Raw genomic sequence first — 26,450 nt, forward strand, 5'->3', positions numbered from 1 at the left:
CACACAAGGATCAATACGCCATGCTCACGCTGAAAAGTGATGCCGTTTTGCTCGATCAGCACGCCAGCGACTGGCGTGATGCGCTCAATCAGGCTGGTCAGGCGCTCATGGAAGGCGGGCTCGCCCGCGAAGGCTATCGTGATGCGCTGTTTGAGCGCGAACAGCAGGCCTCGACCTGGCTGGGTAACGGCATCGTCATTCCTCATGGTACCCAGAAAAGCCGTGAGCATGTGCTGGCCACCGGCGTGCGCCTTCTACAGTTTCCCAAGGGCATCGAATGGCACGATGGCAACCGGGTCCACCTGGTCATCACCATTGCCGCGCAAAGCGATGAGCATCTCGACATCCTGCGCCAGCTTACTCATGTGCTTGATCGTGAAGGCGTATCGGAAAAACTGGCCCACGCCGCGGATGCCGACGAGGTGGTGCGCCTGCTGTCGAAAGCGCCGGTGACCGCGCGCCTGGATGGCGAGACCATCATTCAGGGTGTACCAGCGCGCTCCACGCTGGAACTTACCGCGGCGGCTGCCGCGCGTCTTGAGCAGCTGGGCTGTGTGGATCGACGTTTTGTGGGCGATATTCTGGCCCAGCAGGCCATCTCGCTGGGCCAGCAGCTGTGGCTGGTACGCAGCGCCACGGGCGTCACCCAGCCGGCGCTGGGTCTGGCCCTGCCGCAGGCCCACATTGATGGTGTCGCCGGTGTCTTCTGTCTGGCTGAAAGCGGCAACGCCCACGATGTGCTGCTCGACCGACTGGTGAGCGTGCTGGAAGAGGGCAAGGGCGAAGAGCTGGCACGGCTGGGCCGTGATGCGCTGCTCTCGCGTCTGTCCGGTGAATCGGCCAGTGCCGAAACCGTCCGGGTCAGGGTGCGCAATGCCCATGGTCTGCATGCCCGCCCGGCCAAGCAGCTGGTCCAGGTCGCCCGGGCCCAGAGCGTGCCGGTGCGCGTGCGGCTGGCCGAAGGCGGCAGCGAAGCGGTATCGGCGGCCAGTCTGACCAAGGTGATCGGGCTGGGCGCGCGCCGCGGGCAGATGCTGATCTTCTCGGCCGAGGGTGAAGGCGCCCGCGAGGCCGTTGATGCCATGGCCGAGGCGCTGCGTGGCGGGCTGGGTGAAGAAGTCACGCCGCTGGGTGACACCAGCGATGCACGCCCATCACGCAACCGCCAGACCCCGCGCGAGCCGGTGGTGGCACCTGCCGCGGATACACCGCTGACGGCCGTGCCGGCCTCACCCGGCATGGCGATTGCGCCGGTGTTCGTGATGCGCCCGCCGGAGTTTCATTACGAGGAGACGGCGTCCGACCGTGAGGCGCAAAAGGCGCGTCTGGGCGAAGCCATCACCGAGGCCGAACAGCAGCTTGAAGAGATGATTCGCGCTGCCGGCGGTGAGGTGGCCGAGATTCTTTCCATGCATGAAGAGATGCTGGGTGACCCGGAACTTCGCGAAGCCGCCTATGAAGCGATCAATGAAGGCAAGAGCGCCGAGGGCGGCTGGTGGCGCGCCATTGATGTGGCGGCCCGCGCGCAGGAAGCGCTGGCTGATCGTCTGCTGGCCGAGCGCGCCGCGGATCTGCGCGACGTGGGCCGGCGCGTGCTGGGCAATCTCTGTGGCGTGAAGATGCCTGACCCGCCGACGCATCCCTACATTCTGGTGACCGATGATGTCGGGCCTTCGGACGTGGCGCGTCTGGATACCTCACGAGTGCGCGGCATTCTGACTGCCCGTGGTGGGGCCACCTCCCACAGCGCCATCCTGGCGCGCGCGCTGGGCATCCCGGCGGTCGTGGGTGCCGGTGAGACCATCATGGCGCTGGAAAACGGCATCGACATGATTCTTGATGGCGAGCGTGGCCGCGTCATTCCCGCGCCCGACCCCGAGCGTCGCGCCCGTACCGAACTCTCCATTCGCGACCGTGAAATCCGTGAGCGTGAAGCCTTTGGCGTTCGCTTTGACCCGGCCATCACGCTGGATGGCCATCGCATGGAGGTCGCCGCGAATCTCGGCAACACCGCTCACGCCGCGGACGCCGTTGAGCGTGGTGCCGAGGCGGTCGGCCTGCTGCGTACCGAGTTTGTGTTTATGGCCCATCCGCAGGCACCGGATCTGGACACCCAGATCACCGAGTACCGCCAGGCCTTTGACGCCCTGGGTCATGATCGGGCCCTGGTCGCCCGTACGCTGGATGTCGGCGGCGACAAGCCGCTGGACTACTGGCCGGTGCCTGCCGAGGACAACCCCTTTTTGGGGCTTCGCGGCATTCGCCTGGCGCTGACCCGCCCGGAGGTGCTCGAGACCCAGATTCGTGCACTGCTGATCGCGGCCGAGGATCGTCCGCTGCGCATCATGTTCCCGATGGTCAAGGACGTGGAAGAGTTCCACGCCGGCAAGGCCATCTTTGATCGCGTGCAGGCCGAGGTAAATGCGCCTGACGTGCAGCTGGGCGTGATGATCGAGATCCCGTCCTGTGCGCTGCTGGCGCCGAGTCTGGCCGAGCATGTCGACTTCTTCTCGATCGGCACCAACGACCTGACCCAGTACACCCTGGCCATCGATCGCGGCCATTCCCGCCTGTCAGCCCAGGCCGATGGCCTGCACCCGGCGGTGCTGCGCCTGATTCAGATGACAGTGGATGCCGCCCATGCGAAAGGGCGCTGGGTCGGCGTGTGCGGTGAGCTGGGCAGCGACCCGCAGGCGATCGGCGTACTGATGGGGCTGGGTGTGGACGAGCTGTCCGTCTCCAGCCGTCAGATTCCGCTGGTCAAGCAGCGCATTCGCAGCCTGACGCTGGAAGAGAGCCGGGCACTGGCCCTGCGCGCGCTGGCCTGCCCGACGGCGGTCGAGGTGCGTGCCATGCTGGAGTCATTGTCATGAGCCGCGTACTGACGCTGACACTCAATCCGGCGCTGGATCTCTCCATTCGTCTGACCCGGCTTTCACCGGGCAGCGTCAACCGTTCACAGGAGAGCTCGCTGACGGTGGCCGGCAAGGGCAACAACGTGGCCTGTGTGCTGGCCCGTCATGAGCATCAGGTCGATGTCAGTGGTTTTCTGGGGCGTGACAATCAGGCGCCGTTTGAGCGGACCTTTCAGCAGTGGGGCGTGGAAGACCGCTTCATTCGAGTGGCCGGGGAAACCCGGGTCAACGCCAAGATTTCCGAGGCCGACGGCAGGGTAACCGATATCAACGGCCCTGGCGCACTGGTGGACGAGGCGGCCATGGCGCAGCTGCTCGGTGATATCGACGCCCGCTGTGATGAACTCGAGGCGGTCGTCATCTCCGGCAGTCTGCCGCCGGGCATTACACCCGAGTGGCTGTCGGCACTGATCGCACGACTCGGGGCGCGGGGCCTGCCGGTGTGGCTGGACAGCAGCGGCGAGGCGCTGGTGCAGGGTGCCCGGGCGTATCCCTCGCTGATCAAGCCCAACGAGCATGAGCTTGCCGAGTGTGTCGGGCGGGCGCTGGCGGATGAGGCGGCGCTGCTGACGGCGGCTCGTGAGCTGCAGCAGGGCGGGATCGATAACGTACTGTTGTCGATGGGTGCCGAGGGCGTCGTATGGCTGTTTGAGGGCGGCGCGCTGCGTGCTCGCCCGCCGCGGGTCGAGATCGTCAGCACCGTGTGTGCCGGCGATACGCTGCTGGCCGGGGCGTTACATGGCGTGCTGAAGGGCTGGTCGCGCGAGCAGACGCTGCGCTTTGCCACGGCCCTGTCGGCTGACGCCGTGCGCCGGATCGGCGTGGGACGCTCGGACATTGAAGACTTTGCCGTGTTGTGTGATGCGGTCCACGTGGAGGCGCTGACGACATGATAATGCCCCCGATTTCTTTTGAGCTGCCTGCTGATGACAGGCGCACTCAGCATGGCGACCAGTGGTTGGCACTGGCACAGGAGTGGTTTGCATGAATATTGTTATCGTCACGGCCTGCCCCAGCGGCACGGCGACGACCTATCTGGCGGCGCGCCGGCTTGAGCAGGCCGCGCACCGGCTGGGCTGGCAGACAGCGGTCGAAATGCAGGGCCAGTTTGACCAGACCACGCTCAGCGATGCGCAGATTGCCGCAGCCGACCTGGTGGTCGTGGCTGCCAGCCGGTCCGTCACGCTGTCACGCTTTACCGGCAAGCCGCTCTATCGTGAACGCCTGGAAGCCGCGCTGCCGGACCCGGATGGCTTTCTGGCGCGGGCCCGCGAACAGGCCAGCCCCTGGCAGGGCAGCGATGACGTCGAGACGCAGGCCAGTGCTGCACCGGCTGCCGAAAGCAACAAGGTCAAGCGCATCGTGGCCGTGACCGCCTGTCCGACCGGGGTGGCCCACACCTTCATGGCCGCCGAGGCACTGGCCGAGGCGGGGCGTACGCTGGGTCATCAGATCAAGGTCGAAACGCAGGGGTCGGTCGGGGCGCAGAATCAGCTGACCGATGACGAGATCAGGGATGCCGATATCGTGCTGCTGGCCTGTGATATCGAGGTCGATGATGAGCGCTTTGCCGGCAAGCCGATCTATCGTACCTCTACCGGCACGGCGCTCAAGAAGTCGCAGCAGACCATCAACGATGCGCTGGCGGGCGCCGCGGTGGAAAGCGAGGGCAGCGCACCGGCCGGTGGCGGCGAGCGCAAGAAGAGCATGAAGGAGCGGGGTGTCTACAAGCACCTGCTGACCGGGGTGTCCTTCATGCTGCCGATGGTGGTCGCCGGTGGCCTGTGTATCGCCCTGTCGTTCGTGTTCGGTATCGAGGCGTTCAAGGAAGAGGGTACGCTGGCCGCAGCGCTGATGCAGATCGGTGGTGGCACGGCCTTTGCCCTGATGGTGCCGGTGCTGGCAGGCTACATCGCCTATTCGATTGCGGATCGTCCGGGCATTGCGCCGGGGATGATCGGCGGCATGCTGGCCAGTACCCTGGGCGCCGGCTTTATTGGCGGCATCATCGCCGGTTTCCTGGCCGGCTATACCGCCAAACTGATTGCCCAGAAGTTGAAACTGCCGGCCAGCGTTGAATCGCTCAAGCCGATTCTGGTGATCCCGCTGCTGGCGAGTCTGGTGACGGGGCTTGTGATGATCTATCTGGTCGGCACGCCAGTGGCCGGCATGCTGTCGGCGCTGACCGATTTCCTCAACAACATGGGCTCGACCAATGCCGTGCTGCTTGGGCTTTTGCTGGGCGCGATGATGTGTGTGGACCTGGGGGGACCGATCAACAAGGCGGCCTATACCTTTGGCGTTGGGCTTTTGTCGACCCAGACCTACGCACCCATGGCGGCGATCATGGCGGCCGGGATGGTGCCGGCAATCGGCATGGGGATTGCGAGCTTTCTGGCGCGCTCGAAGTTTGCCGAGACCGAACGTGATGGCGGCAAGGCGGCCTTTGTACTGGGACTTTGCTTTATCAGTGAAGGGGCGATTCCCTTTGCCGCCAAGGATCCGCTGCGCGTCATCCCGATCTCGATCGTGGGCGGGGCCATTACCGGCGCGCTGTCGATGTATTTCCAGATCAAGCTGATGGCACCGCACGGCGGTCTGTTCGTGCTGCTGATTCCGGGTGCTGTCAATCAGGCGCTGCTCTATCTGCTCTCGATCGCGGTGGGCGCGCTCTTTATCGGCGGTGTCTATGCGCTGCTCAAACCGGCGCAGCAAAAGCTCGAGGTGCCCGAGGGTACCGCTGCTTGAGCCGGTGATGGCATGAAGACACCCTGTGAGTAGTATCAAAGGGCCCCGATGGGGCCCTTTTTTATGCGCATCGATGGAAATTCCTGGTGGTTTCGGGCCAAAAGGGGGGCGAGACCATTACAATGCGCTCCTGATCGACAAGAGGGCCGCGCAAGGCCGATAACCGATAGGGACACGCATGACCACAAACAATGGCACCGGCGGTGTGCTCTGGGCCGGACGCTGGGGGTTCGTACTGGCGGCGACCGGCTCCGCCGTAGGGCTTGGCAATATCTGGAAATTCCCCTACATGACCGGTGAATACGGCGGCGGCGCCTTTGTGCTGGTCTATCTGCTGTGTATTGCCGCCATCGGGGTACCGCTGATGATGGCCGAGATCGCCTTCGGTCGGCGCGGACGTGGCAGCCCGGTCGAGGCCGTCAAGCGCGTGGTGGCTGAATCCGGCGGTGCCTCGGGATGGGCGACGCTGGGCTGGATGTCGATGATCTGCGGCTTCATGATCCTGAGCTTTTATGTGGTGGTGGCCGGCTGGTCACTGTCCTGGCTCTGGAAGGCCATCTCGGGCGGGCTCAATGCCGATAGCGTCGAGGGCATGGCGGCCATCTTTGAAGACAACAATGCAAATCCGCTCAATCTCGGCTTCTGGAGCACGCTGGTCACATTGATCACCATGCTGATCGTGGGCAAGGGGGTGCAGGAAGGCATCGAGCGCAGCGTGCGCTGGATGATGCCGGGCATGGTGGTCATGCTGGCCATTCTGATCGGCTTTGGCATGTTCTCCGGCGGCTTCGGGCAGGCGGTGGATTTCCTGTTTGCCTTCGAGTTCGGCCAGCTCTCCGGGGAAGGGCTGCTGGCAGCCATGGGGCATGCCTTTTTTACCCTGTCACTGGCCGCCGGGGCCATCATGGCGTACGGCGCCTATCTGCCGGCGGGTGCCTCCATTGTCCGCACCACCTTTACGGTGGCGATCTGTGACACCCTGGTGGCGCTGATGGCGGGTCTTGCCATCTTCCCGGTGATTTTCGCCAATGGCATGGACCCGGCCAGTGGTCCCGGGCTGATCTTCATGAGCCTGCCGCTGGCCTTTGCACAGATGCCCATGGGGACGCTGCTGGAAGTCATCTTTTTCGTGATGCTGACCATGGCGGCGCTGACCTCGTCCATCTCGATGATCGAGGCCACGATTGCCTGGCTGGTGGAAAGCCATGGCTTCAAACGCAACCGGGCGGCCTGGGGGACGGGCATCGTGCTGTGGCTGGTCAGCACACTGGCGATGCTGTCGTTCAATCTGGGCGCTGACTGGACGCTGGGTGGGCGCACCTTCTTTGACTGGCTGGACTATCTCACCTCGCGCTTTTTAATGCCGCTGGGCGGACTGGGGCTGGCGCTGCTGGCCGGCTTCGTGCTCAAGGACCGGCTGCTGCGCGATGAGCTGGGCCTGTCAGGAATGGGGCATGCGCTGTGGCTGTTCATGATTCGCTACGTGTGCCCGCTGGCGATTGTGGTGATCTTCATCGATGCGCTGGGCATCATGACGCTGGACGTCTCCACGCAATGGTTCTGGGGGGTAGCAGCACTGGCGCTGTTTGTCGTGATCGGTGAGTGGCTGAGTCCGCGCCTGCGCCGACAGGGCGCACGCTGACGCCGGAATGAACCAGCCGGCAGAAAAAGGGGGCGCCCGTTGAGGGCGCCCCCTTTTGTTGATGTGACCCGGTTCAGGCAACCTGGCCCTCAGCGTACTGGCTCAGGCGGATAATATCTTCCAGATGGACGGCGTCCTCCTGCATGCGCTCATGAATCTGCGCGGTACTGGCCAGCATGCGCGCCAGATCGTTGCTTGAGTGCGAGGCCTGCGATCTGGAAGCCTCAATGGTGTTTTGCAGATTGATGCCCTGTTGCGAGAAGGCCGCCACCATCTGCGTCATCGCTTCAAGGCGGGTATTGACCGCATCCACCGAGCCCTGCACACGGTTGATGACCGCGCTGATCTGATTGAGGCTCTCCTGGGTGCGCCCGGCCAGCGAGCGTACTTCGGTGGCCACCACGGCAAACCCGCGGCCCTGTTCTCCGGCGCGAGCGGCCTCCACGGCGGCATTGAGTGCCAGCAGGTTGGTCTGCTGGGCAATGGCGCCGATGGTGGTCAAAAGGCTTTTGGCCTGAATGGCGCTGTCATTGAGCGCGCCAATCCTGTCACCAATATCACTGGTGGTCTGGCTGCTTTCGCCCATATCGCTTGAGAACTGATTCACCAGTCCGGTGACGTCCTCGATCATGGTCGAGAACGTGCTCATCGACGACTGAAGACGAGGGAAGTCGTTCATGACGTTTTCGGTAAACCGGCGGTAGTCCTCAAGGCTGTGAATCAGCTGCGACTTCATGTTGTTCATCATCTGCAGCCGCTTGATTTCAGCTTCCTTGAAATAGCCCTGGAAGCTGGCATAGCGAATCGGGAAGCGATCGACGTAGTCGTCGCTGAAACCGGCTGCCGGCTGATAGATCAACAGCATCGACAGCGTCTGGTTGACGTTGACGCCCAAAAGCTCGCCAAAGGTGGAAAAGCCGCCGACCGGCAGGCCATCAAAGGCCTTGACCCGGTCCAGTTCGGCGCCGTTGTTAAGCCTTCGCAGGATGCAGTCGTTGAGCAGCCCGGCCACCAGCCGGCCCTTGCCCTGATGGTGGCGGGCAAAGTCCTCGGCCGTGCGGGCGCTGAAGTGCTGGGATTCCACCAGCTCCAGTACATCACCACAGGAGATATCGCAGGCGAAGTGGGCCTGACGCTTGTCGAAATCAAATTTCAGAATCGAGCGTACAAACAGCTCATCATTGATGCGAATGGCAAAGGTATAGCGCTTGAGATGCTCCTCGAGACGGCTTTCGTCACAGTCAAAGTGGCGACACAGCGCACCGATGAAGTCCATCAGCCGGCCGCTTTTGCCATCGATCACGCTATGCAGGGTGCGCAACTCCGGGCGGCACTCGCCAGCCACGAAGTGGGTCCCGGTCGCCTTGAAGTTTTGTGTCTTGAAAATGGAGTAGCGATAGGGCTTGCGAATCCTGACGAAAACAATCAGCGCGTGGCTGTCAAAGGTGCCGTTTTTATCGCCGAGCCGGGTGTGGGAGAAATCCAGCGGACCACCCGAGGAGCCACCGATAAAGACCAGCGGGAAGCGGGCACTTTCATAAATGGCACGCATCAGGAAGTTTTCGCTGTTGGATAGCCCATCGACCAGCGTAATGGCCACTGTATCCCGGTGGTCCAGCGCAAAGGGCACCTGTAGTCGATCCAGTGACTGGCGAATGCGGCGGACACGTTCCTCCATGTCCATCATCGGCTGGCCGGTGCGCAGATCCTCACAATGCAGCGGCACGCGCGCGACGTGTACCGACTCTATCAGCGCCTTGCCCCAGCCCTGCAGCACGATGGTGTCTCCACCGGCCGGCAGATAAAGCGGCTCGCCGGTCAGGCTGCAGAGTTCACCGGCGGTCAGGCTCAGCGCAAGCTCTGCATGTGGCGCCAGTGCCGAGAGCGTACGCTGCACCCGGTCCATATCGACGCTTGCAGAGACAAACCCCATGATGAGAGCGGCGTCCCGAAGGGGGGCAGCGTCCTGTACCAGCCTTTCACTGCTCGTGCGTACCAGCTGTGCTTCCTTGCCACGAGTGAGTCTTTTGAACATGTCCATATACCATAAGAGGCTTATTTAATAAGGGCGCTAACAAGATGCTCCTTTTACGGCCAAAGCAGCCTTTCCTTGATGGTATGGCAGTTATAGAAGCGGCCTATTCCTGGAGGCGATCTCATAAAAACGTCGCTCGGGTGAGCGACGTATCCGGACCTGACAGGAAGTGACTTCAGGGAGCGGGCGGCATGGTCGGATCATCCGGGATGTTGGCCCCGTTACCCGGTGCCTCACGCGTCATGTGCAGAAACTGCAGGTGGCGTTCGTACTGATCCAGGATGTCATTGATGAGCTGATCACGGCTGAAACCGATCAGGTTGTAGCCCTGGCTGCCCTCCAGCAGATAGACCTCAAGGCGATAGTAGCGTGAGCGGGTCTCGTTGGCCCGACGCGCAAAGGAGGGCATCGAGAAGGCGCGCGGCCAGATCTGATAGGTGAAGTTCTGCTCGTTGCCCAGAGTCACGTTCAGCTCCAGATGCAGCTCTTCGCCTTCAGCCTTGATGACATCGGCCTTGAGCCCCTGTTCGGAGAGCTCGTGGGCCACGGCTTCCATGGCCGGGCGGGCGGTGTTGTTGATGAAGGCTCGGGCCTGGCGATGGCTGGGGAAATGCATGGCACGATTCAGGCGCTGGCGCCAGTTGCGCGGTCCACGCTCACTGCTGACCACCGTGCGGCTCGACAGGCGTCCGGCCAGGCTGGCCCGGTGGCTGTCCTCCTTGAAGGCCTCACTCTTGAAGGAGCGATAAAGCCCCGCCATGACAAAAAAGATCACAAACGAAAAGGGCAGCCCCATGATGACCACCATGCCCTGCAGCGCCGATACCCCACCGGCCATCAATAGTGCCAGGGTCAGAAGCCCGATCGTGACCGACCAGAAGACACGCAGCCAGATGGGCGCATCGTGGTGCACACTGGAAAGACGCGAGGTGAAATTGCCCAGTACCAGCGCCCCGGAGTCGGCCGAGGTCACGTAAAACAGCATGCCCAGCAGGGTGGCCAGCGAGGCGGTCCAGAGTACGCCCGGATACTGCTCGAGCAGTCCGTAGATGGATTGCTCTGGATGTGCCATGGCGATCTGGCCGAACTCGGTGGCGCCGCCCAGAATGCTGTCGATCGCGCTGTTGCCGAAAATCGAGATCCACATCAGGGTAAAGACAAAGGGAATGGTCAGGGTGCCCACCACGAATTCACGGATGGTGCGTCCGCGGGAGATGCGTGCCAGAAAAAGTCCGACAAAGGGGGCCCAGGCCACCCACCAGGCCCAGAAAAAAAGCGTCCAGGTATTGAGCCAGTCGGTGGGGCGATCAAAGGCGAAGGTATTGAGGGTCATGCCCATGAAGCGATTGACGTAGTCGCCCACGTTAAGGATCAGCGCATTGAGCAAAAATCCCGTGTTACCGGCGATGAGCACATACGCCAGCAGCACCACTGCCAGCAGTACGTTGAACTCGGAGATGCGACGGATGCCCTTGTCGACCCCGGAGACCACCGAGATGGTGGCCAGAATCACTGACAGCGCAATCAGCCCGCCCTGAATGACAAGGTTTTCGGGAATATCAAACAGATAGCTCAGCCCATAATTGAGCTGTACCACGCCGATCCCCAGACTGGTGGCAATGCCGAACACCGTTCCGATGACCGCGGCGATATCCACCGTATGGCCGATGGCTCCCTCCACGCGTCGGCCGAACAGCGGATAGAGCGCACTGCGAATGGTCAGCGGCAGATTGTAGCGGTAACTGAAATACGCCAGCGCCATGCCCATCAGCGCATACATGCCCCAGCCGGTGACCCCGTAGTGGAACATGCCCCAGACCGTGGCCTGACGGGCAGCTTCCAGCGTGCCGCCTTCCCCGACAGGCGGTGCCAGAAACTGGGTGACAGGCTCTGCCACGCAGAAAAACAGCAGATCGATGCCGATACCGGCAGCAAACAGCATCGCGGCCCACGACCCCAGACTGAACTCCGGGCGCGAGTGCTCCGGCCCCAGACGGATACTGCCAAAACGGGAGGCGGCAACAAAAATCACGAAGCCCAGATAGAGGGTCGCGGCCAGAAAGTAGTACCAGCCAAAGGTATTACTGATCCATTCCAGCGCGGAAAAGATGACGGTGTTGGCAGTATCGGTGAAAAACATTCCCCAGAGGGAAAACATCACGATGCCAAGGGCTGATCCGTAAAAGACGATCGGGTTCAGGCCATCGCGTGGCTGTTCGGCCATATCAATGTGTTTGACGCTCATCGAAGGATTCTCCTTTCGGCGACAGATAATTCATGAACGTCGCCCTCGTGACCCCGGGCATTAACGGGATCACGAGGGCGCTGATCCATGTTTTTATTGATTGATTGTTCAATCAACCTACATGCTTTATAGAAGAGCTTCAACCGACACGCTGGAAGTCTTCACCTCCCTGGACCATGGCAGGGGGTAGAGCGTTGTCCGGATTCGGCGGCCATCGACCATACTGAGAATCTGTTTTCACTGAAGGCTTCAGGAGAGGCGCCATGACCACGGCCATGACCTACATGAGCGGCAGACTGCGGGTAATTCAGGGGGATATCACTGCCCTTGAGGTAGATGCCATCGTCAATGCGGCGAATCATTCATTGATGGGTGGCGGCGGGGTAGATGGGGCCATTCATCGCGCCGCTGGCCCCGAACTCAAAACGGCCTGCCAGACCCTTCGACAGGAGCAGTGGCCGGATGGATTGCCGGACGGAGAGGTAGCCCTGACGCCGGGATTCGGATTGCCGGCACGCTATGTGATTCACACCGTGGGGCCGGTATATGCCAAAACGATCGACAAGTCGGCGTTACTGGCAGGCTGCTATCGCAATTCTCTGACGCTGGCACGTGAGCAGGGGCTGCACACCATTGCCTTTCCGGCAATTTCTACCGGTGTTTATGGTTATCCGTTCGATCAGGCCTGCGAGGTCGTGCTGGGCGTCATGGCCGAGCATCTACCTCACAGCGAGCTGACCGTCACGCTGTGCTTTTTTGGCCGCCAGGACCTGGAAGCCTTTCGCAACGTGGCCAGCCGGCTGGGGTATCAGCGCGACCGTGATCAGGGCATATAAAAACACCCCGCCGGGGCAGGGTGTCGAAAGGCTCAGTGTGGCTCGTCAGCCCTGATCGGCCGCGGAGGCATCGGACGATGACGGTGTATGAGGGGGCTGACCGTGGTGGCCTGGTCCCATCGAGTGCCTGCCAGAGTGGGTGATGCTTTTCAGTGCAGCCATTTGTGCCGGGTTCAGAACGTCTGCAAGGGCCTGATCCAGCGTCTGTGCTGCTTCCTGCCGCTGCTGGCGAGAATCACCGGTACTGTCTGACGCCCCGTGCCGCTTGTCCGATGGCGACATCTGCTGGTGAAAGGTCTGCCGGGCCTTTTTGATGGCATCAAGCTGGCTTTGGTCGAGTTGCCAGCTCTCGATCAGGGCCTGGTGCAGATCAATGGGGGGGCGGCCCATCGGACCGCGCAGTTCGACATGTCGCATCATGGCCAGTACGTGAATCTGCTCCGGGCTCAATACCCTTGAAAGGCGCGCCCGCTGACGCTCGACAATCTCATCCATGGCCTGTCGACGGCCTTCGCGGCTGTCTTTGGCGGTGCTGTCCTGGCGCAGGGCACGAAGGTCCTGACGCATGGCCTGACGCGCGTCATCAATGGCCTGGATCTGCGTCTGATCAAGCTTCCAGCTGGCAAAAAGCGATGTCATCAGCGCCTTTTTGGCATGTCCGGGCGCGGCGCGTTGATCAAGGGCCTTGAGTACTCGAACCTGGCGCTCGTCGAGCGTGGCGTTCAGGGCCTGACGATGCTGCTTTACGGCGTCACGCATGGCCTTGCGTCGTCCCTGGTCGGTATCAAACGTCTGCTGTGACAGAGTGTCCATGCGTTCACGAAAGGCCCTGTCTGCGCTGTCAATCTGCGCCTGCTGCTGCGCATTCAGTGACCAGCTCTGATAGATCGCCTCGCGTGGCGTGCCATGCCCATCAGTGGTCTGTGGTGTGGCGGCGGTGGCCCCGAGCGCTGTCATCAATGCAGCACCGGCGGTCATGCCGAGCATCCATTTTTTCATGGTGATATCTCCCTGGTGGAATGGGAGCAGTATCACCGTACTTTATGCAGCAAACGTGCAGACAATAAGGAAAAACGGCCGTACATCACCCACCCGCTGATCAGACCGGCGGTTCGTACTTGTAGCCCACGCCATACACGGCGTGAATGACATCGCCTTCGGGCCAGACATCGGCCAGCTTTTTTCTGAGCTTTTTGATGTGGGAATCCACGGTCCGCTCGGACACGATACGGTGATCCCGGTACATGTGATCCATCAACTGCTCGCGCGAAAAGATGCGTCCGGGGGCGTTAAACATGACGTCCAGCAGCTGAAATTCGACGGCCGTCAACGCCAAGTCCTGCCCGGCGGCCAGCGCTCGCCAGCCGTCACGATCAAGTATCAGCGGTGCCGGCTCGGCTGCGGACGGTGCTGTCGATGTTGCCTGCGTGCGTCTGAGTACGGCGCGCATGCGGGCAATCACCTCACGCGGCGAGAAGGGCTTGCAGATGTAGTCATCGGCACCCAGCTCCAGCCCCAGCAATCGGTCCACTTCCTCGACGCGGGCGGTCAGCATGATGATGGCCATGTTCGGCCAGCGCTCGCGCAAGCGGCGACATAGCGTCAGACCATCAAGGCCCGGCAGCATGAGATCCAGCAGGACCATGACGGGCAGCTCATGTGGCGCACGCGCCTCGAGCCAGCCAATGACCTCATCGCCACGTTCAAGACAGTGCGGCGTAAATCCGCTGCTGCTCAGGTAGTCGCGCAACAGATCGGCAATCTTGGTTTCATCTTCAACGACCAGCACGTTGTCATTCATGGCGATCCCTTTGCGTGATGATTGCGGGTGGGGGCAGAACAGTGGTCATCATCAGGTGCCTTCATCAAGGGCAAAGCTCATGTGCCAGCGCAGCCCGCCCAGCGGTGAGGGAGCCGGTGTCATTTGGGCGCCGTGAAGGCGTACCAGGGCGCTGGCAATCGCAAGCCCCAGTCCACTGCCGCCGTGGCGCCGGCTTCTTGAATCATCGACTCTGAAAAGCCGCTCGGTCAGGCGGTGCTGCTGTGCCGGGGCGACCCCGGGGGCACTGTCTTCCCAGATCACCACAGCCTTGTGACCCTGACGCTTGAGGGTGACATGCAAAAGCCCCGGGGCGTTGGTGTAGGCCTGCGTATTGCTCAGAAGGTTGTGCCAGAGCTGGCGCAGTCGATGGGGCGCGCCCTGAATGAAGAGATGGGGGGTGATATCAAGCGTCAGTATGATGCCCCGTTCGGCCAGCCATTCCCGGCTCTCCTCAAGCTGCTGGTGCAGCTGCGCGCTCAGATCAATGTGTTCAAGCGGTGCTTCCAGCGTATGGGCGTCGGACTGGGCCAGCAGCCGCAGGTCCTCGATGAGGCGATTGAGGTGCGAGACTTCCTGGGCCAGCGATTGCAGGCTGCGCTGGTCCAGAGCACGCACGCCATCCTGCATGGCCTCGATTTCACCGCGCAGGATGGCCAGCGGCGTGCGCAGCTCATGGGCGATATCGGCCACCCACTGCTGGCGCGACTGCCGATTGTGCTCAAGGCCCCGAGCGAGAGCGTTGATATCGCTGGAAAGACGCGAGAGCTCATCCTTGCCGCGGGCGCGCAGACGCAGGGTGTAATCGCCGTGGGCGATGGCCTGTGTGGCCTGTGCCATGTCGCGAATGCGACGCCCCAGCCACCATGCCAGTCCAGAGGCCAGCAGCAGCGAGGTCAGAAGCATGGCACCGGTAATGATGCCCAGATTACGCAGCTGGCGGTGCAGAAATATTTTGTCGATCGAAGTGATAATGCCATCCGGGGCGCGATAGCCCAGCTGCCCGATGGGCTCGCCATCAAGCTTGAGTTCGCGGTAGCGCATATCATTACGGGCGGCATGAAAGCCACCGATGACGGTCTGTCCGCGTGTGTCCCGCAGCACAAACTGGCGCGGGTCAATCATCGGGGGCGGCAGTCCCCCCGGCGCGGCGCGCGCAGACGATGGGTCCTGCAGGCGGGGCATCAGGGTCAGACGCAGCACATCACGCCAGGCCGTGCGATCCTCGGCCAGCCAGTTCCAGCTGCCGTGACGGGCATAGCCCTCTATCAACGTCTCGCTCAGGGTATCGATACGCGCCTCCTGGGTGCGACGCAGATAACCGAGAAAATCATCATCGATGCCGCGCGCGGCCACAAAAAAGATCAGCGCCCCGAGCACCACATTGACCAGCACGATCGCGCCAAGAAGCTTGAGTCCCAGACGACTGAACATGAATGCCTCACACGAGCAAAAACATCATGTTAACGCGCCAGCGCTCGTCATTAATGGAAAAATGATGGAAGTAAAATGATGTCCTTCCTGGACCAAGGTCTTGTGTGCGAAAGGCGCCACGGGACAACGGTTCGGTTGTAACCCTATGATGCCTTTGCAAGAATGTTGCGATAACGTGCGCAGTGACGCCCTTACCCCGTAATGAGAGAGACCCGGCATGGTAAAACAGTTCGATCAGCGTCATCGGCAATCACGACGCATTCTGATCATGGGGGTCTCCGGATCCGGCAAGTCGACCATCGGTGAGGCGGTGGCGGAAAGAACAGGCTGTGAGTATATCGACGGTGACAAGTACCATCCGCCGGAAAACATCGACAAGATGACCAGGGGCATCTCGCTGACCGATGAAGACCGTCAGGGCTGGCTGGAGGCGCTGGCGGATCTGTATGCGCAGCACCGCAGGGAAGACAAAAGCGTCATGATCGGCTGTTCCGGACTCAAGAAGTCCTATCGTGATGTCCTGCGCCAGGGTGATCCGGATCTGATCATTCTCTTTCTGAATGGCGACTACGACACCATTTTGCAGCGCATGGAAGAGCGCCAGCATTTCTTCTCGCCGCAGATGCTGCGAACCCAGTTTGATACGCTGCAGCCGCCGGGAAGTGATGAGGCGATCAGCATCGATATCTCGAAGTCGTTTGATAACGTCATCGATCAGTGCGTCAATGAGCTTGAGGCGCTCGACTAGTCGCTTTTGCCAGGCGTCGCCTTCCTTGATCGCGACATGAAAAAGGGCCCCGGATGAGTATCCTCATCCGGGGCCCTTGTCATTGCCGGAACCCTTGTCATTGAAAGGCGTTATCGGGTCATCGAAACGCCTTACTCGACAAAGGCTTCGACACTCTGGCGCCGTCCCAGCAGGAAGGCATCTGCCACGTGACGGAAGGGCGCTACGTCCACGTCACTGCGGCCTTCGCGGATCAGCTCGGCAAAGCGTCGGTAGAGCCCCGCATATTCGATGTCCTCACCATCCACCACGCGTTCGCCGTTGATGCTCAACTGGCTGCCGCCGCTGTCCAGCACCAGCGTACCGTCATCGGTATCGACCGTGATCTGCCAGGTCTGCGGGCCGGTCTGGCGCCAGTCAAAATCGGCGTGGATGGGCGTGTCATGGACATCGGTGAATTCAAGTGTGGCGCCGATCGGCGACTGGCAGTTCTCCGGCACTTCAAGCGTGGCTTCACGCAGGAAAAAGGCCTCGGGCAGAATGTGCGTGGCAATCGACAGGGCATTGATGCCGGGATCAAAAACGCCCAGTCCGCCGGGCTCCCACACCCACTGCTGGCCCGGATGCCACTGGCGTACATCCTCGCGCCACTGGATATCGACCCGGGTGACGCGGCGCGTCGACAGCCATTCACGAGCCTTCTCGACCCCGGCGGCCTCACGGGCATGCCAGGTAGCGTAGAGCGTTACGCCCTTTTGCTCGGCGCGCCGCACCAAGTCCTCGACTTCACTGAGACTCACGCCCGGCGGCTTTTCCAGCAGCACATGCTTGCCGGCCTCGATGGCCGCCACGGCCTGGCTGTAACGCACCTGCGGCGGCGTACAAAGCGCCACGGCGTCAAGTTCGGGCAGGGCGGACAAGAGTGAGGCGAGATCCTCGTGGTTTTCAACGCCGTCAAGCGTGGCATTGCGACTGGCAATGGCGATCAGCTCAAGATCCTGGTTATCGCTCAGGGCCGGCAAATGCTGGTCTTTTGCAATCTTGCCGAAGCCGGCGATGGCAATGGTGGTCATGACAGTCTCTCTGTCCAAAGGGTGAAAGCGGGCCGGACCTGCCGACGCCGCACAATGATCAAAATGTCAGCCGGTAGCGGGTGTGCTGGCGATAATGCTCGCCGGGTGCCAGTCGGGTCGAGGGAAAGTGCGCATGGTTGGGCGCATCGGGAAACTGCTGGGCTTCCAGCGCCAGTCCTGTAAAGGCCTCGATCCGGCGGCCCCGGGCATCGTTCAGACTGCCATCCAGACCGATGCCGGTATAGAGCTGAAGTGATGGCTGGTCGGTGAAGACCTCAAGGCGGCGCCCGCTTTGAGGGTCAATCACCGTCGCCTGAGGCCTGTCGGTACCGGGCCGGTCAAGCACCAGCGCCACGTCATGACCGCCGGCGCGCATGAGCTGCTCGCTTTCGATGCGCGCGCGCTCACGGATCAGCGCAGGCGCCTGGAAGTCATAGGGCGTATTGCTCACCGGAGCCACTTCTCCGGTGGGAATGGATTGCTCATCAAGCACCAGGTAGTGGCTGGCGTGGCACTGAAAGCGGTAGTCGCGCACGTCACCGTCACCACGCAGATTGAAGTAGCTGTGATTGGTCAGACTCACTACGGTCGGTTTCGAGCTCTGCGCGTCGTAGTCGATGCTGAGCTGATTGTCCTCATCCAGGCTGTAGTGCACTGCGACCTCCAGTGCGCCCGGAAATCCCATGTCACCTTCCGGTGATTGGTAGTGAAGTGTCACGCCCACCCGGTCGGGTGTTTCAAAAAGCGTCCCTTCAAAGCGTCGAAAGCTCAAGCCGTCAGGACCACCATGCAGGGCATTGGGGCCCTCATTGGGTGGGATGTGAAATGTCTGGCCATCAAGCTCAAGGCGTGCCTGCCCAATGCGGTTGGCATAGCGGCCTACCAGCGCGCCGAAATAGGGATGCGGCTTGAGGTACTGCGCCGGATCATCAAATCCCAGCACCACATCGACCGCCTCGCCGGTGGCGGCATCCGGCACGCGTATCGAGGTAATGGTGGCGCCGTAATCAATGATGTCTACCTGCATGCCGGCGCTGTTGCGCAGCCTGAAGCGCTCAAAGGGGGCGCCGTCATCGTGTTGACCGATTCGGTCGCGTTCACAGTGCAAGGACATGGGCCACTCCATGGTCGATTGAAGTCAGGGGCGATCTACCCGGTATCGTGGCAGCCAGTATAGAACCCGTGCTCGCGTCAGGGCAGATCGAAGGCATGGACTACCCCTGTGTCGGCCGGCCGATATGGCGAAGCCTGCGACCGGCCATCAGCGACCGCTCGATCTTCTCGAGTGAGACACCGCGTGTTTCGGGGACCAGCAACAGCGTCACCGCAATGAAGGCAAGGTTCAACGCCGCGTAGAGCCAGAAGGTCATCGCGTTGCCCAGCACGTTGATCAGTGTCAGGAAGGTGGCACCGATGATCATGTTGGCCACCCAGTTGGTCACCGTGGAGCAGGCCACACCAAAGTCGCGCCCCTTGAGCGGCTGAATCTCGGAGCACAGGATCCAGACCATGGGCGCGGCCGACATGGCGTAGCTGACGACAAACGTTCCCAAAAGCCCCAGCGCCAGATACTGGGTCAGCGCACCCTCAAGGCCGTATTCAAACAGGGTGCCCAGTGCCAGCATGCAAAGGCCCATGATGGTAAAGCCGATATAAAGCAGCGGCTTGCGCCCGGCACGGTCGACCAGACCGACGGCAATCAGGGTGGCCAGTGTCATGACAAGACCAATCACGACCGTGCCCCAGAGCTGTTCGCTGGCACTGTCAAAGCCGGCCATTTCCAGAATGCGCGGGGCGTAATACAGGATGACATTGGCACCGGTGAACTGCTGCATGAATTGCAATGTGATCCCAAGACCGGTCGAGCGCCGGAAATTGGCATTGCGCTTGAAAAGCTTCCAGCCCGACTCTCCTACCTTCAGGCTGTCGCGAATGCGTGACATTTCCTCATCGACGCTCTTGTCGTCATGGCCGCGCAGGCGCATCAGGACCCTGCGGGCTTCATCAAAGCGTCCGCAGCTTGCCAGCCAGCGCGGGCTGCGGGGCAGAAAGAACATTCCAAGCAGTAAAAGCACGCCGGGAATGGCGATGATGCCCAGCATCGCGCGCCAGTTGCCCGAATAGCTGAACAGGGTGTTGGTCAGATAGGCCAGCAAAATGCCGCCCATGATCATCAGCTGGTAAAAGGAGATCAGACGGCCGCGAATGTGCTCGGGTGCAATCTCGGAGAGGTAGAGTGGGGCGACATAGGAGGAAATGCCTACGGCTACGCCCAGCACCAGTCGTGCCACGATCAGCATCTCCGGCGAGACGGCCAGCGCCGAAAGCAGCGCCCCTGCAATAAACACGATGCCGCTGGCCGTAAGGGCCACCTTGCGCCCCAGCCGGCGTGACACGCTGCCACTGGCGCAGGCGCCCAGCGCGGCGCCCAGCATCATGATGCTGACGATGATCTCCTGCTGGCGGTCACTGACGCCAAAGTCCTTCTCGATAAAGGGCAGGGCGCCGGAAATGACCCCGATGTCCATGCCAAAGAGCAGGCCGGCCAGCGCTGCAACGCCGCCAATCATGTAGATGGTCGACGCCGACGGGCGCGCCGGTGTGGCATGGCGCTCATATGACGCTGCTGTCATGGATGTCTTCATTGCCTTCCCCGAAGGAGGTTCTGCGTGCAGGGCACATGGATGCATGAATGTCGGGGATATATGTTGAACATTTAACCTCAATGCTCAACATAGACTTTGGCCGTTTCGACCTTGGTCCAGGGCGCAGGGCATGACCTGATGGCAGATCCCGGTCGGCCTCCAAGCCCTGTTTCAGGCAGCAGGGTCAGACAGGAAATGGCCTGAACGGCACAGGCAGATGGCAGATGTGCCCGGCCGGGTCAGGATCAGTCGACGCTTTGGGCGTTCAGAGGCAGGTGAGGCGGTACCGGCGCCGGCGTGATGTCCATGTTCAGCGCGCGGGCGGTGTCTTCCAGCACGGCGGTGGCCGAGTGACAGGCCTCATCGGGCTGGCGCATGCGAATGGCGTCCATGAGCCGGTGATGGCTTTGAAGGCTGTGGGTCGGGTCCAGCGTGCGCGTATTGCTCTGGGATACCAGCAGGTGAATGGACGGACGCAGCACGTGGGACAGCTGGGACCAGACGATATTATGGGTGGCGTAGTAGATGGCCACGTGAAAGGAGACATCGCAGTGATCATGCTGGGTAGTGTCTTTATCCAGATGGTGGCGACGCATGCCCTCAAACGCTTCTTCGATGGCCACCAGATCCCGGGCCGTGGCGCTGGTGGCCGCCATCATCGCCACCCAGGGCTCGACTGTCAGGCGAAAGCTTAAAATCTCGCGCTGAATCTCCAGATGCGGGCCGGCAAAGCGGGTGATCCAGTCCGTCACGGCAGGATCCAGAATGTGCCACTGGGAAAATTCGCGCACGCGGGAGCCGTAGCCGGAAATGCGCTCGATGATGCCACCGTTGACCAGCGTTGCCAGATGGCGGCGCACCACGTTGCGGCTCAGACCGGACTGTCGACAGATATCGAGTTCCTTGGGAATGAAATCGCCCGGCTGATAGTGCCCGTCAAGGATCTCCTTGATCAGCTGGTCGGCCACATGGTGCGTGTCATGGGCAGTGGTCTCTTTCATGCGATTCTCGGTGGCGGCAGCGTCGATAATAAAAAATACCATATCCGGCGCTGGCGCCCCCGATACGCCACTATCGTATCGAGGGCGGAGCGTGGCGCGGGTCGTATTACGGTTCAGGTTGCCGCGTGGCGCATGTCTCGATAGCGGTGGCCGGGCAGGCCCGGTGTCTCCACGCGCATGGAAAAGAGCGAGCCGGCATCGGGATACTGATCCAGGGTGGATTGCTCCAGTCCCTGACGGGCACAGGTGACATAAAGGGTGCGAAGGTCGCTGTCGCCAAAGGTCACCTTGGTCGGATTGGGGGCCAGCAGCGGCACGGTCTCCACCACGTTGCCACGATCATCAAGGTGCACCACGACACCGCCGCCGTACATCGCCACCCAGTAGTGGCCGGCCTCATCAATGGCAGCGCCATCCGGGGAGCCGGGCAGGGCAAGCGCCCGGGTGTCGGCAAAAAGCTCGGGCGTGCCCAGCGTGCCCTGCTCGATATCCAGCGGATAGCGGTAGATATGGTGGGTGGGTGTGTCGCTGAAATAAAGCCAGCGGTTATCCGGGCTGATCGCGAGGCCGTTGGAGATGGTCACGCCGTCAACATGCTGGCGCGTTTGTCCATCATGGCTGAAAAGGGCTGCCGTGGGATGCTGTTCTTCGGCGTTCTTGGTCCCTATCCACAGCCGGCCGTGGGCATCGCAGTGGCCATCGTTACACCAGCTGACGGCCGGGTCCTGAGGGCCTTCCACAAGATGGTGCTGCTTGTTGCCCTGGTCGTCCAGGTGCCAGAGCCCGGAGCGAAAGGCGGCCAGATAGCCGCCATTTTCATCGGGAACGGCGTAGGCCAGCGGCTCATCAAAGCGCCAGACCTGGTGCTGGTTGTTGTCGGGATCAAGCTGATGCAGCTCACCGCCCAGAATGTCGACCCAGTGAAGACGCTGCTGATGGCCGTCCCAGTGGGGCCCTTCGCCCAGCGCCATGGTCAGTGTCAAATGGGGTTCCAGCATGTTCCCTCCTTGGTTTCAGTGTTGGATGTGATGATCCGATAAGCGCTAAATGCCTATCGGCGACGCCTATGGTGCCTCCAGCCCGGTCAGCTGTAGCCGTGCACTCAGTGTGCCATCGCGGAAATAGTCCGTCTGTACGAGAAGGCCCGGGTAGCGTGACGTGAAATAAAAATGCAGGCGTCGGTCGGGCTTGTCCTCATCCCAGGCTTCCACATGGCGCGTCTGCCAGCGACCCTGCGGGACCGGCATTTCCGGGTCATCAATGACCCGCCAGGCCATGTCATGTTCACGCTCTTTATGATCAATGTAGGTAAACGTGCAGGGAGTGGCATTACGGCCGCGGCATGCAGGGGCGTCAAATGCCTCACGGCTGAGGGCAAACAGCGCCGCCTGTCGGTCAGGCAGGCTTGAAAGCTGTTTTTCATCCAACCGGTAGGTATCGCCAAAGCCGAACAGGCGGTAGCGGCTGTAAAAGCTCCAGGGCGCGACAGCGGTGTCACCGCGAAGGTGAAAGCGGCTGTATTCGTAGCCGGTCGCAATCTTGATCGAGGCGTGCATGGTGGCGCGCCAGCCATCCTCATCACGCTCAAGCTGATGGGTCATGTCGGCGTTTGGCCAGCCATCAATGGTGAGATGGTAACGGGCCTCGAAGGGATGAACCTCCTGCGCCTGAAGCGAGGTGGACAGCATCAGGGCCGTCAGAACAATACCTGCACGAAGCATGACGTCTCCTGTCAGTAGGGGGTGGGTCCTGTCAGCAAGGGACAGCGCGTATTTGACCGGGCTCGGGCATCAGTAACCCGTGGCGGGGTCAACGGTGTCGATATGGTCACCGCGCGTCAGCGCCAGAATATCGGCGGCGAACTGTCGGGCGCCCTCACTGACATCAGTAGGCGCTGCAATGTGCGGCGTTACGATGACGCGCGGGTCCTGCCAGAGGGGGTGGTGCGCCGGCAGTGGCTCGTCGGGAAAAACATCCAGCATGGCGCCGCGCAGATGCCCGCGCTCAAGGAGGGTGAGCAGGGCATTCGGGTCCAGCGTGGTGCCGCGCCCGACATTGATGACCACAGCACCCTCGGGCAGTTGCCCGAGACGCTGCTCGTTGAGCAGTCCACGCGTTCCGGGGGTATCCGGCAGCAGATTGATGATGACCCGGGAAGTGTTCAAAAGGGTGGTCAGCCCGGCATCGCCATGATGGGTGTCGATCCCTTCACAGTGTTTTGCCGAGCGGCTCCAGCCCTGTACGTCAAACCCCTGGGCGCGTATGCGCTGTGCGCAGGCCTGCCCGAGCGTTCCCAGACCCACGATTCCGATGCGCCAGTCACTGCGATCATCCAGCGGCTGCGCCTGCCAGTGGGTATCAAGCTGCTGGTGGCGATAGCGATCCATGTCCCGATAGAAATGCAGAATGCCGTAGAGCGCGTAGTCGGCCATCAGTTGGCCCATGCCGGCATCGCGCAGTCGAGCGATGGGCACATCGGGCAGCTCGGGATGGTTCAGCAGGGCATCCACCCCGGCACCGGCGTTGAGGATCGCCTTGAGCGATGAATCCTGGCACGCCAGCAGCGAGGCCGGCGGCTTCCAGACCACGAGAATGTCGGCCGGGCCTTCGCCGGCCTCCTGCGTGGTCACAATCTCCGCCCCGGGCAGCACCGGGCGCAGTTCACGCCTCAGCGCTCTTTGCCAGCGCTGTGCCTCGGGGGCATGAATCAGAATGCGCATATCGTCTCCCCTTGTGCGTGCCGACCAGCCAGCATCGATGAATCAGAGCCAGCCGCGATGCTTGAAGTAAAGATAGGGCGAGATGCCCGACAGGATCATGATGCCGATGGCAAAAGGGTAGCCCAGTGGCCAGTGCAGCTCCGGCATGACATCAAAGTTCATGCCGTAGATGCTGGCGATCATGGTGGGGGGCAGAAAGACCACTGCAGCGATCGAGAAGATCTTGATGATCTGGTTTTGCTGGATGTTGATAAAGCCCTGGGTCGTGTCCATCAGGAAGTTGACCTTGTCGGACAAAAAGGTGTTGTGCGACATCAGCGCGTCCACGTCCTGGAGCACTTCGCGGGCCTGTTCCTGAAGCTCCGGGTGGCGACGCAGGTGACGCAGCAGAAAATGCAGCGAGCGCTGGGTATCCATCAGGCACAGGCGGATCTTGCCGACGCTGTCCTCGACCTTGGCCAGCCGGTCGATGGCATCCTCGAGATCCGAGTCCTCGACCTCCAGCACCTGATGGCTGACCTGCTCGAGATCGCGGTGCATGTCCTCGACGCTGTCGGCCAGATTCTCCACCTTTTGTTCAAAGATGGTCACCATCAGCTCCTGGGGCGAACCGGCCTCGATCTGGCCGCGACGCGCCCGCAGGCGCAGCAGCCTGAAATCGGCCAGATCCTCCTCACGCAGGCTCAAAAGCCGCTGGGGCTGGAGAATGAAGGCCACCGTGGTGTTCTGGTGCTTGCCTTCGTTGCGAGTCAGAAACAGGGAGTGGACGTGGAGGCCATCGGCGTCGGCAAAATAGCGCGCCGAGGATTCAATCTCCTCGACGTCAGTGCTGCCGGGCAGTTCTTCGGCAAGAAAGGGGGCCAGAGCCTGGCGTTCGCTTTCACTGGGTTCCTGAGCATCGATCCAGGTGGCCTGCCACAAACGCTCGTCAAGCGCGTCGTCGGCCAGTTCGTGAATGGTCTGCTGCGCAAGGCTGTAGGTCCTGATCATGGTGGCATTCCAACGCGGTATAAATGGTCCTCATGATCCCAGAGCGGAGTGCCATTGCCAAAGACTTTAACAAGGCCCGGGCCATGATTCCCCGGGCGAAGGTCCTCTGTCCTCAGGCGGGCAGCGCAGATGCGGCCGAATCGATCATGCTGCAGTGATGGGGCACGTTGATATCAACCAGCAGCGCGGCCAGTGTCTCAAGACACAGCACTGACAGGACTTTCTTGGTGGCTCCGGTGCCTACCACCACCAGGCGCTTGCACTGCTCGATGGGTGGCGTGCCGGTTTCCTGCTCGCCGCGCCAGCGAATGATCAGGCTGTCCGCCGGGGCATCGAGATACTCGATATGGCGCGCGTTATCGATCATGAATCCGACCCGATACTCGCCGCGGTCCACGATCAGAACATCCGTGGCCGGCGTGTCATGGGGTGTATTCAAGAGCTGACGCAGATCGATCAGCGAGACCGCCTGGTCGCGATGCGCCATCGTGCCTGTCCAGCCCTCATCGGCACGAGAACTGGGCGTGAAATCCTCCGGCATGGCGATGACTTCACTGAGCTGTTCCAGCGGGGTGACAAACTGTCCAAAGGCATCAAAATGCACAAACGCAAAGCGACGATAGGGCACTTCCCCCCGGGCGGTGTGGCCTTCCCGGGCGATATACATCGCTGCCAGCGTCAGCGTATCGGCATCGCGTGCAAAGCGGGTGGCGTCCACCAGCAGCGACTCGCCCAGCTGCGGGTGGTTGATCATGCCCGAGATGGTGGCTTCGGGATTGTCATGGGATTCGATCAGTGGCATGACGTCATCAGGGTTGTAGGCCATCATGCGGATCACCTGATCCACGCACAGCGCCAGAGGCTGTTCGCGTACGGCGACCACGACCATCAATCGGCCTTTCGGCGGGGGGCGATCATCAAGCCCTGCCAGTGCCAGAGGATCAAAGACCGCCAGCGTCTGACGGCGCAGCGTTGTGGTGCCCATGAAGCCCGGCACGTCCATGACCGGCGCTGACACTGTCTGCAGGGGCTGGATCTCACGAACCATGGCCGCCGGCAGACTCAGTTGAACGCCACCACAGTCGATCAGCAGGGCGCGTTCGGTATTGATCTTTCGATCCGCAGCCTGCCGGGTGCCCGGCTGATCACCGTTATCGTGATGCGAGGCGCGTGCCAGCATCATGCCTGGCAGCGCAAACAGGGCGGCGATATCCAGCACGTATACCAGTCTGTCGCCATCGGTAAAGGCTGCCGGCGTCAGGGGCGGCGCTTCTGATGTAGCGCTGTCCAGTGGTTGCATGTGTTCTGCCGATACGTGTGCGATACCGTGAACGGCATCTACACGCAGGCCAAAATGGCCCTCCTGCCAGCGCACGATCGCCACCTGGTCGGCACGTTCACGCGCTCCCTGGCTGTCATCCAGTTGCAGCAGGCGTGCCAGATCTATCACCGGGATCAGTTCATCGCGCAGCCTGAATGCTCCCAGGGCGAAGGGCGGTGCCATGGGGGCCGGCGTCAACGCATGGGGCAGTGACACCACTTCGCGCATGACGTCGGTGGGCAGGGCCACGTTGCTCTGGCCAATGCCCAGTACGCCAAAGGCATCCGATGACATGGTTT

General features: G+C 61.6%; 20 protein-coding genes. 6 read left to right on the forward strand and 14 right to left on the reverse strand.

Annotation, left to right across the window (positions count from 1 at the left end):
* The first annotated feature begins 20 nt into the window (after positions 1 to 20).
* The 4 genes from ptsP (at position 21) to IE123_RS00985 (ending at position 7,305) form a co-directional block, all read left to right on the forward strand.
* A complete protein-coding gene (ptsP, locus tag IE123_RS00970; protein ID WP_189514214.1) occupies positions 21 to 2,873 on the forward strand; it encodes a phosphoenolpyruvate--protein phosphotransferase in 2,853 nt (950 codons plus the stop codon).
* Entirely contained in the window at positions 2,870 to 3,808 is a 939-nt protein-coding gene (gene pfkB / locus IE123_RS00975) for a 1-phosphofructokinase (protein ID WP_189514216.1), read from the forward strand. Before ptsP ends, pfkB begins: the two co-directional genes overlap by 4 nt.
* Positions 3,809 to 3,899: 91 nt before the next feature.
* Positions 3,900 to 5,663 carry a PTS fructose-like transporter subunit IIB gene (locus tag IE123_RS00980; protein ID WP_189514218.1) on the forward strand — a complete coding sequence of 588 codons (1,764 nt, stop codon included), beginning with the start codon at positions 3,900 to 3,902 and terminating at the stop codon, positions 5,661 to 5,663.
* Between the two features lie 178 nt (positions 5,664 to 5,841).
* Positions 5,842 to 7,305: a sodium-dependent transporter gene (locus IE123_RS00985; RefSeq protein WP_189514221.1), complete on the forward strand. Its 1,464-nt coding sequence runs from the start codon at positions 5,842 to 5,844 to the stop codon at positions 7,303 to 7,305.
* A 73-nt stretch (positions 7,306 to 7,378) separates the two neighbouring features.
* Here the strand turns inward: IE123_RS00985 and IE123_RS00990 are convergent, their stop codons facing one another.
* Complete coding sequence (locus IE123_RS00990; protein WP_189514224.1) at positions 7,379 to 9,340, reverse strand: methyl-accepting chemotaxis protein; 1,962 nt, start codon at positions 9,338 to 9,340, stop codon at positions 7,379 to 7,381.
* 175 nt (positions 9,341 to 9,515) lie between these two features.
* Positions 9,516 to 11,585, reverse strand: a complete 2,070-nt coding sequence (locus IE123_RS00995; RefSeq protein ID WP_189514226.1) for a choline transporter — start codon at positions 11,583 to 11,585, stop codon at positions 9,516 to 9,518.
* A 263-nt stretch (positions 11,586 to 11,848) separates the two neighbouring features.
* Between IE123_RS00995 and IE123_RS01000 the strand changes: the two genes are divergently transcribed.
* Positions 11,849 to 12,421: an O-acetyl-ADP-ribose deacetylase gene (locus tag IE123_RS01000; RefSeq protein WP_229819507.1), complete on the forward strand. Its 573-nt coding sequence runs from the start codon at positions 11,849 to 11,851 to the stop codon at positions 12,419 to 12,421.
* Positions 12,422 to 12,466: 45 nt separating this feature from the next.
* Here IE123_RS01000 and IE123_RS01005 read toward each other — a convergent pair whose 3' ends face one another.
* From IE123_RS01005 to IE123_RS01015, 3 genes are all read right to left on the reverse strand, one after another.
* Positions 12,467 to 13,420, reverse strand: coding sequence for a hypothetical protein (locus IE123_RS01005; RefSeq protein WP_189514228.1), 954 nt, complete (start codon positions 13,418 to 13,420; stop codon positions 12,467 to 12,469).
* A 100-nt stretch (positions 13,421 to 13,520) separates the two neighbouring features.
* Positions 13,521 to 14,222, reverse strand: coding sequence for a response regulator (locus IE123_RS01010; protein ID WP_189514231.1), 702 nt, complete (start codon positions 14,220 to 14,222; stop codon positions 13,521 to 13,523).
* Positions 14,223 to 14,273: 51 nt separating this feature from the next.
* A complete protein-coding gene (locus IE123_RS01015; protein ID WP_189514233.1) occupies positions 14,274 to 15,674 on the reverse strand; it encodes an ATP-binding protein in 1,401 nt (466 codons plus the stop codon).
* A 217-nt stretch (positions 15,675 to 15,891) separates the two neighbouring features.
* Between IE123_RS01015 and IE123_RS01020 the strand changes: the two genes are divergently transcribed.
* Positions 15,892 to 16,422 carry a gluconokinase gene (locus IE123_RS01020; RefSeq protein ID WP_189514235.1) on the forward strand — a complete coding sequence of 177 codons (531 nt, stop codon included), beginning with the start codon at positions 15,892 to 15,894 and terminating at the stop codon, positions 16,420 to 16,422.
* A 131-nt stretch (positions 16,423 to 16,553) separates the two neighbouring features.
* Here IE123_RS01020 and IE123_RS01025 read toward each other — a convergent pair whose 3' ends face one another.
* From IE123_RS01025 to IE123_RS01065, 9 genes are all read right to left on the reverse strand, one after another.
* Positions 16,554 to 17,474 (reverse strand): Gfo/Idh/MocA family protein, encoded by a 921-nt coding sequence (locus IE123_RS01025; protein ID WP_189514237.1) that lies wholly within the window; start codon positions 17,472 to 17,474, stop codon positions 16,554 to 16,556.
* A gap of 58 nt (positions 17,475 to 17,532) precedes the next feature.
* Positions 17,533 to 18,588, reverse strand: coding sequence for an aldose epimerase family protein (locus tag IE123_RS01030; protein WP_189514239.1), 1,056 nt, complete (start codon positions 18,586 to 18,588; stop codon positions 17,533 to 17,535).
* Positions 18,589 to 18,688: 100 nt separating this feature from the next.
* Positions 18,689 to 20,164, reverse strand: coding sequence for a sugar porter family MFS transporter (locus IE123_RS01035; protein WP_308430176.1), 1,476 nt, complete (start codon positions 20,162 to 20,164; stop codon positions 18,689 to 18,691).
* A gap of 200 nt (positions 20,165 to 20,364) precedes the next feature.
* Positions 20,365 to 21,120, reverse strand: a complete 756-nt coding sequence (locus IE123_RS01040) for a FadR/GntR family transcriptional regulator (protein ID WP_189514243.1) — start codon at positions 21,118 to 21,120, stop codon at positions 20,365 to 20,367.
* A 113-nt stretch (positions 21,121 to 21,233) separates the two neighbouring features.
* Entirely contained in the window at positions 21,234 to 22,118 is an 885-nt protein-coding gene (locus IE123_RS01045) for an SMP-30/gluconolactonase/LRE family protein (RefSeq protein WP_189514245.1), read from the reverse strand.
* Between the two features lie 66 nt (positions 22,119 to 22,184).
* Positions 22,185 to 22,841, reverse strand: a complete 657-nt coding sequence (locus IE123_RS01050) for a hypothetical protein (RefSeq protein ID WP_189514247.1) — start codon at positions 22,839 to 22,841, stop codon at positions 22,185 to 22,187.
* Between the two features lie 69 nt (positions 22,842 to 22,910).
* Positions 22,911 to 23,840 carry a 2-hydroxyacid dehydrogenase gene (locus IE123_RS01055; protein ID WP_189514249.1) on the reverse strand — a complete coding sequence of 310 codons (930 nt, stop codon included), beginning with the start codon at positions 23,838 to 23,840 and terminating at the stop codon, positions 22,911 to 22,913.
* A gap of 42 nt (positions 23,841 to 23,882) precedes the next feature.
* A complete protein-coding gene (gene corA, locus IE123_RS01060; RefSeq protein ID WP_189514251.1) occupies positions 23,883 to 24,830 on the reverse strand; it encodes a magnesium/cobalt transporter CorA in 948 nt (315 codons plus the stop codon).
* A 112-nt stretch (positions 24,831 to 24,942) separates the two neighbouring features.
* A complete protein-coding gene (locus IE123_RS01065) occupies positions 24,943 to 26,445 on the reverse strand; it encodes a chemotaxis protein CheW (RefSeq protein ID WP_189514253.1) in 1,503 nt (500 codons plus the stop codon).
* Between the last annotated feature and the right edge of the window lie 5 nt (positions 26,446 to 26,450).

Origin of the sequence: Kushneria pakistanensis, assembly GCF_014652795.1 — a bacterium.
In the GTDB taxonomy this organism is placed as follows: domain Bacteria; phylum Pseudomonadota; class Gammaproteobacteria; order Pseudomonadales; family Halomonadaceae; genus Kushneria; species Kushneria pakistanensis.